We start from the raw sequence: 14,758 nt of genomic DNA on the forward strand, positions 1-14,758 counted from the left end.
AAGCGGCGAGCGATCTCGGGTTGAGTGCCCTCGCCTTGATCATAGGCTTTGACGATACGTTCACGTAAATCCAGAGAAAGAGTGGCCATGCTCAGACTATCTCACACTCCCTCTTGTTACGCTATAGAATTATTTAATATGCTCTAGCTAGCGTTGATGGATGTTCGTAACATTTGGACAACACCATCGTTTCTAGGCGCTACAACCATGAAACGCCGCCAGATCGCCCTGTTCGCCGTCTTCGCCCTGAGCTGTCAGTGGCTGCCTGCCGCCAGCTTGACGCTTGTCTCCAAGGACATCCCCCCAGCGCCGCTCATCCTCGCACCTGACGCCTCACCCCGCACCCGCGAAACCACAGTCCTTTTGGCGCACTACCTGGGAAAGATCACGGGGCAGAAGCCACCGATTCTCGATCATACGCCCACCCCTCTGCCTGAGCGCGCCATTTGGATCGGAATTCAACCCGCCGTCACCACTTTGCTCCCGAATGTGGATCTCACGTTTCAACACCCTGAGGAAATCTTGATCGCAGCCAATGAGCATCATGTGCTCATCGCCGGGCGCGACCGCTGGGACCCAGCCCACTCGAAGATCACCAACAAAGAAGGCACCGTGCAGGGAGTGCAGCAGGAATACGGCACCCTCAATGCCATCTACACCTTCCTGCAAGATGAACTCGGTGTGCGTTGGTTCTGGCCTGGGGAGTTAGGCGAAGATGTGGTTCAGCGAGACGAGATCCAGCTCACGGTACCTTTTCAACATCGTCATCATCCGCAAATCCGCTCGCGAGGGGGTGTTTTCAACTTCTCCAGTCTCGGTAACAAAGGCTACGGACGCGCTCACGAGTGGGCGCTTCGTCAGCGTCTCCAGCTCGACTCCCTCACGATGGAAGGCGGGCATGGATTTGGGGATTGGTGGGATCGTTACCACAAAACCCATCCTGAGATTTTTGCCCTTCAGCCTGATGGCACCCGCAGCGGATTTCCTCAGCCTCGCACGGCCAAACTCTGCATGTCCAATCCCAAGGTCTGGGAGCTGTGGCTCAAGCAAGTGGAGGAAACTCTCACCGAGGATCCTCATCGCACCGTTTTTAATGCCTCCCCCAACGATGGCTGGGCCAGCGGCCACTGCACCTGCTCGAATTGCCGAGCCTGGGACCATCCCGATGGAGAACCCCGCATCTTCAATTGGTACAAGCAGAACGAAGTGCATCCGGCAACGAGTGATCGAGATGTGACCTTTGCCAATAGGCTGGCCGAGCTTCTCGAACAAAAATACCCTGGGAAAAACTACCGAGTACTCATGCTCAGCTACGGTCACTCACGCCCTGTTCCTGTCAAAGCTCGACCCTCCCCTAACGTCATCATGTCACTGGTGGCCAATTTCTATGGCCGAACCGGTCTGGTCGATAACGGCTCCACGCGAGGGGACACTTACCGACAGCAATTTGAGGGCTGGGCGAAGATCGTTCCGTCGATGCTGTGGCGTCCCAATACGGGCAGTCCGGCGGGGTGGCAGCAGGGTCTTCCAGATCTCTCCATTCAACAGACGATCCGTGACCTCAAGGATGTCGCTGCGGCACATTGCGAAGGCATCTTCATCGACGCCGTCTGGGAACATTGGGCGACCCAAGGCCCTCAATATTACGTCATGGCTCAACTCGTCTGGAATCCAGACGCCGATGCGGAAGCCATCCTTGCCGACTATTACCAGCGGGCTTTTGGGTCAGCCGCCTCGGCAGTGCGCGAATACTTCGATGCTCTGGAAACTGCACGCATGGAGTTCACCAAGACCAACAATGAAGCGGGGGTCTTCTCATTTCCTGAGCTCTACACCGATGCTTTGCTACGGGACTCTCAGGCTCGCCTCAAACGGGCAGGGGCTGCTGTGCCTCCCGGTTCCCTTTACGCTCAGCGTGTGGCATTCATTCAAGCAGGTCTCGACTACACTCGCCTCACCCTTGCCAACATCCGTCTGATGGGGAGCTACTGGAAAAAGAAAGATGCTGTGGTCGCCCAGCAAGTCCGTGAAAACTGGCAAACGATCGAAAAACTCATCGCGGATCATCCTTACGCCTTGAATGGAGGTCCTCTCAAAAAGGGCGCTCCACGCATGGAGGGGCTTCACCCCGACGGTCCCCGGCCTAGAGTTAAAAAAAGACGCAACGCCAACGATCTGGATCTGAACTGAACCAGTCCCTCAAGCCAACTGCGGAGCGACGGACCCATAGCCGCCAGGAAGATCTCCCTCCTGAACAGCTCTCCCCGGATTTTCAATGCGCCAGTGGCGCGGAACCTCCCAGGGCGCGAGGGCGGCGCAGGCTTTGGATTTAAACTCGGGCGTCAACTGCTCAGGGGATACCCCCACACAGGCCACCACATCCTGCACTCGTTCGGGATCACGACTGGTCTGGCCATGCACCCGCACATGTCGAATTCCCGTGGCGGCTCGGATTTTATCACTGATGGCCGTGGGGCTCAGTTTCCGACTAGCCACATTAATGCCGGGGCCTTCACAGCCCTGGTAACTCAGCGCCGAGCCTTCTAGCTGCACGCGATCCCACGTGCGGTGATGGTGGTGGTGAAACAATTCTCCCGGCTGCACAGTGTCATAGCCCATGCCCACAGCATCGCTATGCACCACCAGCCGCCCTTGTTCCAAGGTCGCGGTCACCCCGGGGAGCAGGTGGCCGATGTCGCTCGCCTCAGTACGCAGGGTTTCGCTGGCGTCGTAGCTGATGGCTCCTGTCTCGCTGGTGCCGTAGAGATTGTGCAGCTTCAGATGGAACGTTTCACGCACCTTCGCCTCTAGATCGAGCGTCAGGGGTGAACCCGCAGAAACAGCCAAAGCCACACGGGAGACATCCAATCCTGCAATCAACCATGCCTTCCACATGGCAGGAACCCCTGGCAAAAAAGCGCGCTCATGCATGGCCAGGGCCTCCACCATGCCCGCCGGGAAAGGAGTCGGCAACCAATGCGTGGCCAGCCCATTCAGCAGAGTTTGGAGAATCGTGGTCGTCAGCCCGAAGCTGTGCGCCACACTCAGCGGGGCCAAGGCCACCTGACAGCGATCCAGCTTCAGCGCTGCATAGAGACGATCCACATCCGCCACGATCTGCGACAGGGTGAAAAACTGACAGCGGCGCATTCCAGATGCCCCCACGGTTTGTTTCACCACCGAGACAAAACGCGGCACACAGCAACTCGGCACCCTGCGGGAACGATCTTTCTCGACGATCTGCACGGGCCTCCCGGTCAAAAAACCCGCCAGCAGAGCGACGGTGATCTCTGGACCGTCCCCCTGCGCCAAGTAAAAGCACCCCAGCCGAGCACAGAATTGAGAAGGATAAGACAACGCAGCCTTCTGCAGATCACGGAAGGTGAGGGCACCCCCCGGGTGCCAGAGGGCGATTTCGTCCCCTCGGGTGTCTAGGATTTGTTTCCAGCGGTCAGCAAACATTTGAACTCTCTGCCGCGTGCGGCTAAACGGATTGGCGCGGTGTTTGAGCCAGGAGTGTGCCAGCCCACCACCGCGAGTTCAAGCTCGGGAATCCAGGTTCCCGTTGTCAGCGTTTCATTCTCTCGTGATCCCTGTTTCCTCTCAGCGCATTTTCGTCACCGGAGCCGGCATTGTCTCGCCTCTGGGGCTGGACTGGCGGGAAAATGAGGCCTCTTTTCGGGCAAACCGCACCGCCTTTCGCCCGGTCACTATGTTCGATGTGAGTGAGCGCATCGCAAAGACGGCCGCCCATGTAGATCTGCCCACCGAACGCCTGTTTCTGAAGACTCCACGACGGCGCGAGCATTTGATTGATCGCGGCACGAAGATGCTGCTCCTGGCGCTGCGTGAAACTTTGGCCACGGCCCGGATGCCTGGGCTGGAGGGTGTGGATGCCATCATCATCGGCACCTCAGCAGGCGCTATGGGCATCGGCCAAGAATACTTCCGCCACGCGGCCAGCAGTCCGTCCAAGTTGCCCGGCCAGCTCTCACGTCTGGAGTTTTACCAGCCCCAGCGACAGCTCAATGCCATCGCCATGGAATATGGCTGGCACGGCCCCATGTTGCTCGTCTCCAATGCCTGTGCCAGCGGAGCCAATGCCATTGGCGATGCCATGGCGATGATCCAGACCGGTAAGGCCAAACGCGTCCTGGCCGGTGGTTACGATGCCATCGCCGAGCTCGTGTATGCGGGCTTTGATACCCTGCGTGCCTTGGCTCCCAGCGGCATCCCTCGCCCCTTCGACGCTGCCCGTGATGGCCTCGCTCTCGGCGAAGGCGCCGCCCTAGTGCTGCTGGAAAGTGAGGAAGCCGCCACCGAACGTGGAGCCGAAGCCCTCTCCATGGCTGCCGGATACGCCACTGCCACCGACCTCCATCACCTTACGCAACCAGATCCCGAAGGGAAAGCCGCCATCCGCACGATGACTGGCGCCTGCGCCATGGCGGGGGTCTCGCCGAGTGAGGTCAGCTACATCAACTCCCACGGCACTGGCACCCCCTATAACGACGTGGCCGAAGCTAGCGCCGTGAAAGCCTGGGCGGGTGACGACGCGGCCAAGATCGCGCTCAGCTCCACGAAATCCGCCATGGGCCACCTGCTGGGCGGAGCCGGGGCCGTCGAGGCGGTGATCTGCCTCATGGCCATGCGCGGCCAGTGGATGCCGGGCAGTTTGAATGTCCGTGAAACCGATCCTGCCGTGTGTTTCGACCTCGTGCAGAGCTTCCGCGAGGCTCCTGTGCCCGTCGCTCTGACGAATAGCTTCGGTTTCGGCGGCACCAACGCCACCCTGGTCTTCACCTCCTTGGATCGCCCAGCAGCAAAGGCCTCTTCCCCACAATCTATCCCCAGCGCCCCGCTGCGCATTCGCGGAGCAGGTGTCGTTTCCCCTGCGGGCTGGAGCAGTCAGGCTCTCCTGCAGGCCGTGACGGAAAAAGCCGAATTGCCCACCACTGAGTGCACGCGCAGCATCGGCACCCGAGATTGGACCTGCCTCGTGCGCACCGCCCCCGCCGCCCCACTGGACCGACTGCCTAAATTCCCCCGCCTCCGCCGGGCCAGCCCCATCACCAAGTTCTCCATGGGAGCCGCGTTGGAAGCCCTGGAGCAAGCCGGGTTCCCCAGGGGTGAAGGCGCGGGACGCCTGGGCATCATCCAGCTCATGTTCAATGGCTGCGTGCAGTTCAGCGGCAAGTTCTACCATGAGGTCGTGGAGACCCCAGCCCTGGCCAGCCCGCTGATCTTCCCCGAGACCGTCTATAATGCCCCCGCCTCCCACGTGGCCGCTTACCTCGGTGTGGATGGCCCGGCCACCACGCTCATTGGCGAATCCAACGCCATCCTGGAAGGGGCGAGCATGGCCCACACCTGGCTGACGCAAGGCCTCGTGGATCATGTGTTGCTCATCGGCGCGGAGGAATGTGATTGGCTCGGCGCAGAGGCGACCAGCTACTATCACCCCGACCTCATCGCCACCGAGGGAGCCGGAGCTCTCCTGCTCAGTCTTCAAGGCTCGGGGCTCCAACTCCACCACACCCCCGCGCTCGCCTTCCATCACGAGGGTGAAAAAGCCGCACATCTCCAGGCCCTGGCTCTGCAGCCCGAGTTCAATCGGCCCCGCCACATCAGTGGCTTGGCGGGCATTCCCATGCTGGATCACTCCGAAGCCACCGCTGGCAATCGCCACGCCGAGGAGCATCATCCCCGGCAGGTGCTGGGTGAAAGCATGGGGGCCGCCGGAGCCCTCCAGCTCGCCCTCGCCGCCACCCTAGCGAAACAGACCGCCGAGCCTGTCTCGGTGACCCTGCCGGGCAGTCTATGCGCGGTGTATGGCGCGGTGATTACGCCCGTGGGCTAAGACGGGTGAAGCAAGACTGGTATCGGAACAGCAAAAGAGCTGTAATGATTGCCTTTCCCGCCACGTCATGATCTGCTCGCCCTCTCTTCGGCAGATCATCCCATCCTTCAACCATGCGACTTCATTCCCTTCCCCTTGTGCTGGCGCTTGCCGCCCTCGCCGGTTTTTCCCCTGCTCAAACCCCGAAAGCGAGCGATGTGTCCAAGCTGGACCCCGCTATGGGCGTCAACAAACAGGCGGAAGACCATCTGGAGTGGCACGATGTCACGACCTGGGGTGTCGAAGGCCGCATCCTGCCTGATCAAGAGCGCAAACGCTGGTTTGACCGTCTGCCAGCCAGTGCCGAGGGCAAAGTGACCGACAAGGTCTGGAACCTAAGCCGTGACAGCGCCGGCATGATGGTGCGCTTCAAGACCGATGCCACGGCCATCAGTGTGCACTACAAGCTGAGCAAAGCCACCATCGGCATGCCTCACATGCCCGCCACCGGTGTCAGCGGCGTGGACCTCTATGCCCGGGATACCGATGGCAAATGGAAGTGGGTCATGGTGACCAAACCCGCCGCCCAAGAAGTGAAGGTGGAGATCATCAAAGAGCTCGCCCCTGGCTACCGTGAATACGCCGCCTACCTGCCCCTCTACAATGGTGTGGAGTCCCTCAGCATCGGCGTGGCCAAAGGCAGCAAGTTTGAGGGGCTCGCTCCTCGGAAGAACCCCATCGTCTTCTACGGCACCAGCATCACCCATGGCGCCTGCGCCAGCCGCCCAGGCATGGTACACACTGGCATTCTGGGCCGCCGCTTTGATAAGCCCGTTGTGAACCTTGGCTTCTCCGGCAATGGTCGCATGGACAAGGAAGTGGGAGACTACCTCGTGCAAGTGGATGCCGCCGTCTATGTAATCGATTGCCTACCCAACATGCAGCCTGCCCAGGTCACCGAAAAGACGATCCCACTGGTGAAGCAACTCCGCGCCGCCAAGCCCGAGACCCCCATCATCCTCGTTGAAGACCGCCGCTTCACCAATAACTGGATCACGCCGAAAAAGCATCAGTTCCACACCGACAATCACGCTGCCCTCAAAGCGGCCTATGAAACCCTGCAAAAAGAAGGCGTGAAGAATCTCTTCTACATCCCGGGTGATAGCCTCTATGGCGACGACACTGAAGGTGCCACCGACGCCTCCCACGCCAGCGACCTCGGCTTCATGCGTCAGGCCGACATCTTTGAGCCGGTCATTCGCAAGGCCTTGGGTGAGTAATTCACCGCAGGCATCGCTCGTTTCAGCCCAGCAAAAAGGGCAATCCACATTCGGTGGATTGCCCTCTGTTTTTTTAAAGGTTATCGATCCTGGATCTTAGCCGCGATGCGCCGCCTTAACGCCACGGGTGGCGCCATCGTGATGCATCGCTTTTTCAGCCCGCAGCTTCAGAGTCTGGCGGAGAGAGGCCCGCACAGACATGAGCGCTTCATCAAAGGTGTAGCCATTGCCCTGGAGCTGAATGTCCGGACCGGGGATTCTGAAAGTCACACTGATTCGGTATCGATACGCCGCGTTTTGAGGCTCTTCGACCCGGGCAGAGGCGTCAGTGACTGCCTTGTGCTGTCGGGCTTCCAGAAAGAGAGCCTGGAGTTTTTCCTCCCATTCAGGGCGGGCATCGCAACCGAAGTACTGAATATGTGTCGTCATGGTGGATGTAGGTTTGTAGCTAACTCGTTGCCGAGCTTCTTTAATGAAACGACCTCACCGAGGGTGAGGGCATTCCAAAGAGAACAGGTTCTTTGTAACCTTTGAGCGCCCGAGCGTTGATCTTTGTCTTCGCAGAAACGAAAAAAACATCGACTATCTCCTCATGTCCTGGCTGCCTGAATCCAAGGATCACCTGCCCCTCACCTGGTGGAAGAGTAATCCCATCTATCTATCTGCCATCTTGGCTCTGGCGGGTGTCGCCAGCATGATCCTGACGGCCATTCTGGGGTCGTCCGTGACCCAATACCTCATCTTTACCTTCGAAGGACTCCAGCAATTCCGCCTATGGACGCCTGCCACGTATGTGCTGGTCAACTGGCCCAGCGTCTGGCTCTTGCTCGGCTGCTTCATGCTGTGGCGCTTCGGTGAAGCTGTGGAGAGGCACCTGGGGAGGCGCAGCTTTGTGCGCTTGCTGATCATTCTGCTGCTCGTTTCCCCGCTGTTGGTCAGCCTTGCCGCCTTCCTGGGTTCGGCACGCGGATGTTCGGGCATGATGGAGCTGGAGTTCGGCGTGTTTATCGCCTTTGCCACGCTTTACCCTCGTGCCCAGATCTCGCTGATCTTCTTTACCCTGGAAGTGTGGATTTTAGCAGCCGTCTTCGTTGGCGTTTCGGCTCTGTCCTGCATTGCGACTCGTGATTGGATCTCCCTACTGATGCTCACAGGCCAAGTGGGCACCGCCATCGCTTACATTCGCTATGAACAGGGTGTGCTCAAAATGCCCGATCTCTCGTCCCTAAAGCCCACCAAGGCTCCACCAATGACCCGCATGAGTGTCGGGCCCGCTCCGGCAAAAAGCCCGCGTAAACACAGCCCTGCAGTGGATGACATCCTGGAGAAAATCAGCCGTGACGGTATGCACAGCCTCACCGAGGAAGAAAGGCGGGTGCTGGACAAAGCGAGCGAGGATCTCCAAAAGAAGAAGCCCTAGCGCCGCATACCCCCGCCTATCAGGCTTTCAAACGAGACACGAACTCTGCAAAACCCGCAGCTTGTGTCTGCAAGCGCTCCACCAGAGCAGGATCAATGAGTTCGCCATCCTTCAAAAGCTGACCGATACCCGGCATGAAAACCTTGGCCGGATACACATGAGCGTTTCGATAGCCCAGGATATGCTGGAGTTGCTCGACCGAGCGAAGGGCCCCCCACATCCCTGCCGCAAGCCCGATGAAGCATACGGGCCGGTTTTCAAAGCTTTCCGGGAAAGGCAGCATGTCGATGAAATACTTCAGCACGCCCGGGAAGCTGCCGTTGTATTCAGGCGTGATGATGACCACACCTGAACTAGCGAGGATGGCATCCGCAAAGGGAGCAAAGGCTGCAGGTTTCTCCGCATAAGCCGTTGGAGAGAAGATCTCGGCAGGAAGATCCGCGAGATCAAGCACCTGACAGGGCACTCCCATCTGCAAATAAAACCGCTCAATCAGAGCCGTGATTTTCCGTGTGTTACTGCCGGGACGATTGGTGCCACTGAGGAGTGTGATCATGGGAGGCGATTAGCAAAGCATGCGCGCAAGGCTCATGCCAGCAACTTTGGCACCAGTTCGCCGTGAACATTCGTCAGGCGCATGTCCAGCCCCTGAAACTTCACGGCCAGCTTGGTATGCTCGAAGCCCAGCAGATGCAGTAGGGTCGCATGCAGATCATGCACATGGACCGGATCTTCTGTGACATTGAAGCCGAACTCATCGGTCGTCCCTAAAGTGAGGCCAGGTTTCATCCCACCTCCGGCAAACCACATGGTGAAGGCATTCGGGTGATGGTCACGGCCATCGCTTCCCCCCTGCACCATCGGCGTGCGACCAAATTCGCCCCCCCAAATCACCAAGGTATCTTCGAGCAAGCCTCGCTGCTTCAGGTCTCGCACCAACGCAGCACACGGTTGATCGGTCTGCCCGCATTGATCTTTCAGTCCCTTGGTCAAACCGCCGTGGTGATCCCAGGCTTCATGGAAGAGCTGTACGAAACGAACACCGCTTTCGATCAACCGCCTCGCTAACAAACAGTTGTTTGCAAATGAGGCCTCGCCCGGCTTAGCCCCATACATGTCCAAGATGTGTTGAGGTTCACGGCCGATATCCATGATTTCAGGTGCCGTCTTTTGCATGCGATAGGCCAGCTCGAAGCTGTTGATCCGTGAAGCAATCTCAGGATCTCCCATCACCTCCAGCCGCTCTTCATTGAGCTGTTTCAGAGTATCCAGCGTATGGCGCTGCGTCTGGGTGCTGATCCCTTGGGGATTGCTCAAGTATAACACGGGTTCCCCGCTGCTTCGGAAAGGCACGCCTTGATAGACGGTCGGCAAGAACCCGCAGCCAAAGTTCGACATCCCGCCGCTCGGGCCTTTTTGCCCACTCTGGAGAACCACATAACCTGGCAAGTCCTGATTCTCGGTGCCCAAGCCATAGAGCGTCCAAGCACCAAAACTCGGACGCCCAAAGATCTGCGCTCCGGTGCTCATGAGAATCTGTGCCGGAGCGTGATTGAACGCATCCGTTTTCATGGACTTCACAATCGTCAGATCATCCGCAATCTTGGCCGTGTGGGGTAGCAACTCACCGATCTCGGCACCACTCTGCCCATGCCGAGCAAACTTGAATTTCGGCCCCATCAGCTTGCTGTTCGGATTGATGAACGCGGCACGATAGCCCTTCAACAAATCTGCTGGAGGCAACTGACCATCCCACTTAGCTAGCTCGGGTTTATGGTCGAAAAGCTCCAGGTGGCTCGGTGCTCCTCCCATGAAGAGATAGATCACTCGCTTGGCCTTGGCCGAATAGTGGGATCTCTTCGGTGCCAAAGGATTCAGCCCCGAGGGAGCCGCAGCCACCTTGGACGCATTCATCATATCCAATGCGGCGATCCCCGCGAGCCCGACCCCGCATTCTTTAAAAAACCAACGGCGAGTCCGGTAGCGTGAATATTCAGTGATCAGCTCCCTGTGCAGATTCATGAGGTTATTGATACGGTGCCAAAAAGCCTCCACTAGCACCATCACTTCATATCCCAGGCAAGAACATCATTTCAGCCGGGATAGTCCATATCCCCCTTCTCCACCGCACAAAAGCCCCGATAAGGAATCGACTCTACCTTATCGGGGCCATGAACTCAGCGGGTTCGAGAAGAACTCACCGATAAATTCTCGCGACGAAATTTTTGGTATCCAAAGACAACACAACAAAGGTCTCACCCGAATTGTTGATCGCCGATCCCATTCCTCCCCCGCCACCACTCGTGTTCACGCATTTGGAGTAGAGCGAAAAGGACTGAATCGTGCGCACCACACCGTTCAGAATGACGGAGCTTGTGGGGCCTGAACTGTCCAGCATCTGCATGCCGTTGCCATCTCGCTTATCACGCAAGAGCCCGTAATTTCCGTCGCTAAGAATGCATTGAAGAGCGACCATTCCATTATCGCTTACCGAAAACACCTGGATTGTTCCGATGTCGAGACCTGACGAACCTGCGGGACTGCCTTCACGAGCTATAATGCTCATTCCGTTCGTTGGGCTCCAAGAGCAAATGACATTGTCGGTGGTTGCTGTAGCGCCCTTTAACACCGCTTTGAAAATCACTTCGTCATTCGTGCAGATGTAAAAATCACCAAAAGTTTGAACGGTTAGGCCATCCACAATAGGGGTCGTTCCTTCACGAGCCACCACATGTGAGACACCATCGATAATCGCCACTAAGAGTTGGTCATCAGATGCTGTGATACCGCCACCTTGGCCCAAAAAACCAAGATAAGCATGGTCCTCGTTTTGACTGCGTGCCAGCCCTGATATGTTTGATATCTTGCCACCGCCTGTTCCTGAAATTTCGTCTCCCTTACGAACGAGCATAGTGACTGGAGACCCTGGTTTAACGCTAAACAGCGCCAAATTACGCTGACCATTCGTTTTCTGAGTCGAATCGTCTGGATTCGATTGCAGGGTAGCCTGGAAAACACAGCCATCCCCGCCTGCAGACAAGTAAGGTGTTATATTATTTAACCAAGCTAGATCACCCACAGCAGAACTCACATTATCTCCTTTTTTGACCAAGTTAAGAAGCGTTCCCGCATCCTCATACCAGATGCCATTATTACGACTAGCAGAGACTCCATCCAGGCTACTGAAGAAGTAAATACGATGGAGAGAATCGATGACTGGTTTGTTTACACCCGACAAAAAGGTACCTCCCCCGGGAGCAGAATCACCTTCGCGGCTTACCACAGATAAGCTCAAGCCATCGGCAGGCGACGACAAATAAAGGTAATCTGAGGTCACAGGAGCACCATTCAAACGCTCCAAAGTCACTGACCGGCCCGTTTCGGAAAGCAATATTTGCGAAAAGGTCCCCGTGAGAGTTTGACCTGGCGAGACTTCTGTGGCCTCACGGGCAATGACCCGCAACGAACCGCTGGCATCCGATAAAAGGAGCTGCTCATTCGTGTAAGCGATCGATCCTGTACCGATCATGCCGTAGGCGTTAAAGGTCACACGTCCTGCATTATTGATGAGACCTCCTAGTGGACGATAAACCAGTCCTCCCCCAATCAAACCGTCGCTATCTGTCAGTGGCTGTTTACCAATGCAGGCGTATCCCGTGGTGAATGACAGAGGACTGCCGTAGCTTGTTCCTAGGCTATTGGTCGCGACGATTCGAAAGTAATACAGCGTCTCCGGCATCAGCGAGGAAATGATTGTTTCCACCGCTTCCGCACTGTCTGCTGCTGAGACGTCCTGCGGCAAGGTGTAAAAAACATCATTCGTGAATGTTGAATCCGTGGAGTATTCAAAATACACAGTCGCAGAAGCCCCCTTAGGATTGAGGCTACCTTTAAGCGTTGTGACATACGTCTTCACATCGGTTGCCGGCAAGGTCGTGACCAGAGGCACCCCAGCTCCCGTCCCCTGAATGCTGAACGTGTAGGTAGGTTCATCATCGTCATTGCTGCTCACGGTAACAGTGGCTGTTTTCAGACCGATACTGGTCGGGGCGAAGGTGATCGCAAACGAAGTCGAACCATTGATTGCCACAGAAGACGAACTTGGTGGCGTTGTGAGGCTGAAGTCCGCTGCCCCGGTGATCATCACTGAACCCGTGATATTCAAAACATCTGTTCCGCTATTGCTGATCGAAAAAATGCGCTGCCTGCTGAGAGCGTTGACGGCATCTACCACACCAAAATCCGTATGATCTGCGGAGGCGGGTGTCGTATCACCGCTAGCGATCTCGACATTATTCCCGCTAATCGCAATCTCGGGAGCCACTGGTACCGCCCCTCCATTACCCTGAATTGTGAAGGTGTAAGGTGACTCATCGCCATCGCTGTTGACGAACCGGACCTGAGCAGTACGCAGGCCATCTGCTGTCGGGTCGAACTGAACGGTAAAAGTCGTAGTCGCTCCTGGAGTTACATTCACGTTCGGTTGAATCGTGACATTGAAATCACTTGCGTGTGGGCCGGTGATGCTCACGGCTTCGACATTGAGATCAGCGTTGCCATCGTTAGCGATCGTGAACACGCGATTCACACTCCCATTCGTCACAGTGACACTTCCAAAATAGGTATGATCGGATGCAGAGGGTGTCGCATCACCATTCGTGATTTCGATGTTGTTCCCGTAAACGGAGATTTCAGGAGAAGAATCCTGAACATCAATGACCAACTGCTGAGTTCCACTCAGGCTCATCCCATCAGAAACTTGATAAGAAATCTGGGCATAAGAAACTCCAAATTCTCCAGATGCGGGCGTAAATTTGAGCTGCCCATTGGCAACAACCACCGCCGGAATGGTTTGTCCGACTGTCACATCCACTCCATTGATTTGCAAAGAAGCTCCTGCAGGTATCGTGATACCCTGAATCTTCACTGCTGTCAGGGAGTTTCCTGCATCTGAATCGACAAAGATGAATCCAGACAGAGGCACCGGATTGACTGCATTTTTAAGCACTGAAATCGTGTTCGATGATCCTGAAGGCACCGAATTCGCAGCTCCTACTGTGATGGAGACTGTCGCAAGATTCGACTGAATGTTAGTGGCATCAATAGCCAGATAGGTGAAGCTATCTGGCCCAGAATATCCAGTCTGAGGAGTGTAGGTAAAGCCTCCCGCATCATTCAAAACTACCGTTCCGTGAGCGGGCTTATCAATCAGTTGTGCATGATCCAGATTATTGTCTTCGTCCGTGTCATTGGCTAACACGCCGCTATCGATCACGGTCAATGGCGTATCCAGGGGAGTCTTGTAACCATCGGCTAAAGCAATGGGTGCATGGCCAGAAACAAAGCTGCTTTCCTCGATAAAAACATTGGAGTCCCAGGCAGAGTCAATCAGATCTGCAATGGCAATTTTAATATGATTGACTTGCCCCGGTATCACAGAAGCCTGCGCCGTCAAAACCACGGTAAAACCATCCATTTCAAGATTAAATGCCTGTGGGGAATTATTAACAAAATACTGTGGGTTCTTAGCATTTGTTCCTAATGGCTTTCCGCCATTCACGCTATTGATTGCTACTGGCAAACTTGTTCCAGGGATCCGGGCAACATTGTGCTCGGGTTGTGTCCCGTTCACAAAAAAGCCGAACACATCGTTGAATTGGGAGTTGGCATATTCATTGTATTCATCCGACCCAAATACATAACGAAAAGCAATCGTGGGGTATGTTGGAACAAAATCGAATTCGAGAACGGTTTTATCGTTCAGGCTAGAAACATTGGCATTGATGAGCGCCGCAAGATCCGCATCACCTCCCGTTCCGTTGGATTGAGTTCTATTCTCAGCCGAATTTGGACCAGGCACGTCAAAAACGCCTCCGGTGCTCAAGATGATCCCAGCGCCAAATCCAATAATGTTTTCTCCTCCTGAAAACGTTCCGGCGGAAGAACTCCCTCCACCCTTAGTCGTCGCCGTTCCCACTTTACCAACTAAGGTGACATTCTCGAACGACTGGATACCTGTTCCTTTAATAGCATTTGCCAAAACTAAGGCACTGACCCCATCAAGTCCCTGAACATTCACTGGGGCAATTTGTGCAGAGGCCTGATATGACAATAGAGGGATCGCCACAAGCGAGAGGAGACCTTTCAGCTTCAATGTGCGCCGGATTCCAACACCCGGCTGCAGCCTATCTTTGATAAATGATTTTGTCATGGATTTAA

9 protein-coding genes are annotated in these 14,758 nt (G+C 56.1%); 4 read left to right on the top strand and 5 right to left on the bottom strand.

From position 1 onward, the window contains the following. Positions 1–207: 207 nt before the first annotated feature. Positions 208–2,190: a DUF4838 domain-containing protein gene (locus tag B5D61_RS11530; protein WP_176159372.1), complete on the top strand. Its 1,983-nt coding sequence runs from the start codon at positions 208–210 to the stop codon at positions 2,188–2,190. Positions 2,191–2,199: 9 nt separating this feature from the next. On the opposite strand, the gene B5D61_RS11535 is transcribed toward B5D61_RS11530, so the two are convergent. Next, entirely contained in the window at positions 2,200–3,462 is a 1,263-nt protein-coding gene (locus B5D61_RS11535; protein WP_078813553.1) for an AMP-binding protein, read from the bottom strand. A gap of 124 nt (positions 3,463–3,586) precedes the next feature. On the opposite strand from B5D61_RS11535, the gene B5D61_RS11540 reads away from it, so the two are divergent. Together B5D61_RS11540 and B5D61_RS11545 are read left to right on the top strand one after the other, a co-directional pair. Next, entirely contained in the window at positions 3,587–5,860 is a 2,274-nt protein-coding gene (locus tag B5D61_RS11540) for a beta-ketoacyl-[acyl-carrier-protein] synthase family protein (protein ID WP_078813797.1), read from the top strand. 113 nt (positions 5,861–5,973) lie between these two features. Continuing rightward, entirely contained in the window at positions 5,974–7,119 is a 1,146-nt protein-coding gene (locus B5D61_RS11545) for an SGNH/GDSL hydrolase family protein (protein WP_078813554.1), read from the top strand. 96 nt (positions 7,120–7,215) lie between these two features. Here B5D61_RS11545 and B5D61_RS11550 read toward each other — a convergent pair whose 3' ends face one another. After that, entirely contained in the window at positions 7,216–7,548 is a 333-nt protein-coding gene (locus B5D61_RS11550) for a hypothetical protein (protein ID WP_078813555.1), read from the bottom strand. Positions 7,549–7,711: 163 nt separating this feature from the next. Between B5D61_RS11550 and B5D61_RS11555 the strand changes: the two genes are divergently transcribed. Further along, a complete protein-coding gene (locus B5D61_RS11555) occupies positions 7,712–8,539 on the top strand; it encodes a rhomboid family intramembrane serine protease (protein WP_078813556.1) in 828 nt (275 codons plus the stop codon). Between the two features lie 19 nt (positions 8,540–8,558). Here B5D61_RS11555 and B5D61_RS11560 read toward each other — a convergent pair whose 3' ends face one another. The 3 genes from B5D61_RS11560 to B5D61_RS11570 all read right to left on the bottom strand — a co-directional run bounded on the left by B5D61_RS11560 (position 8,559) and on the right by B5D61_RS11570 (position 14,750). Next, positions 8,559–9,095 (bottom strand): NADPH-dependent FMN reductase, encoded by a 537-nt coding sequence (locus tag B5D61_RS11560; RefSeq protein WP_078813557.1) that lies wholly within the window; start codon positions 9,093–9,095, stop codon positions 8,559–8,561. A 32-nt stretch (positions 9,096–9,127) separates the two neighbouring features. After that, the gene (locus tag B5D61_RS11565; RefSeq protein ID WP_078813798.1) at positions 9,128–10,561 is read right to left on the bottom strand and encodes a DUF1501 domain-containing protein; all 1,434 of its coding nucleotides are present in this window, start codon (positions 10,559–10,561) and stop codon (positions 9,128–9,130) included. A gap of 175 nt (positions 10,562–10,736) precedes the next feature. After that, the gene (locus tag B5D61_RS11570) at positions 10,737–14,750 is read right to left on the bottom strand and encodes a DUF7453 family protein (RefSeq protein ID WP_078813558.1); all 4,014 of its coding nucleotides are present in this window, start codon (positions 14,748–14,750) and stop codon (positions 10,737–10,739) included. Between the last annotated feature and the right edge of the window lie 8 nt (positions 14,751–14,758).

The organism is Prosthecobacter debontii (assembly GCF_900167535.1).
Taxonomy (GTDB): domain Bacteria; phylum Verrucomicrobiota; class Verrucomicrobiia; order Verrucomicrobiales; family Verrucomicrobiaceae; genus Prosthecobacter; species Prosthecobacter debontii.

Coding starts and splice junctions, on each gene's coding strand:
- B5D61_RS11530 (WP_176159372.1), top strand. CDS start 208: ATGAAACGCCGCCAGATCGCCCTGTTCGCCGTCTTCGCCCTGAGCTGT.
- B5D61_RS11535 (WP_078813553.1), bottom strand. CDS start 3,462: ATGTTTGCTGACCGCTGGAAACAAATCCTAGACACCCGAGGGGACGAA.
- B5D61_RS11545 (WP_078813554.1), top strand. CDS start 5,974: ATGCGACTTCATTCCCTTCCCCTTGTGCTGGCGCTTGCCGCCCTCGCC.
- B5D61_RS11550 (WP_078813555.1), bottom strand. CDS start 7,548: ATGACGACACATATTCAGTACTTCGGTTGCGATGCCCGCCCTGAATGG.
- B5D61_RS11555 (WP_078813556.1), top strand. CDS start 7,712: ATGTCCTGGCTGCCTGAATCCAAGGATCACCTGCCCCTCACCTGGTGG.
- B5D61_RS11560 (WP_078813557.1), bottom strand. CDS start 9,095: ATGATCACACTCCTCAGTGGCACCAATCGTCCCGGCAGTAACACACGG.
- B5D61_RS11565 (WP_078813798.1), bottom strand. CDS start 10,561: ATGAATCTGCACAGGGAGCTGATCACTGAATATTCACGCTACCGGACT.
- B5D61_RS11570 (WP_078813558.1), bottom strand. CDS start 14,750: ATGACAAAATCATTTATCAAAGATAGGCTGCAGCCGGGTGTTGGAATC.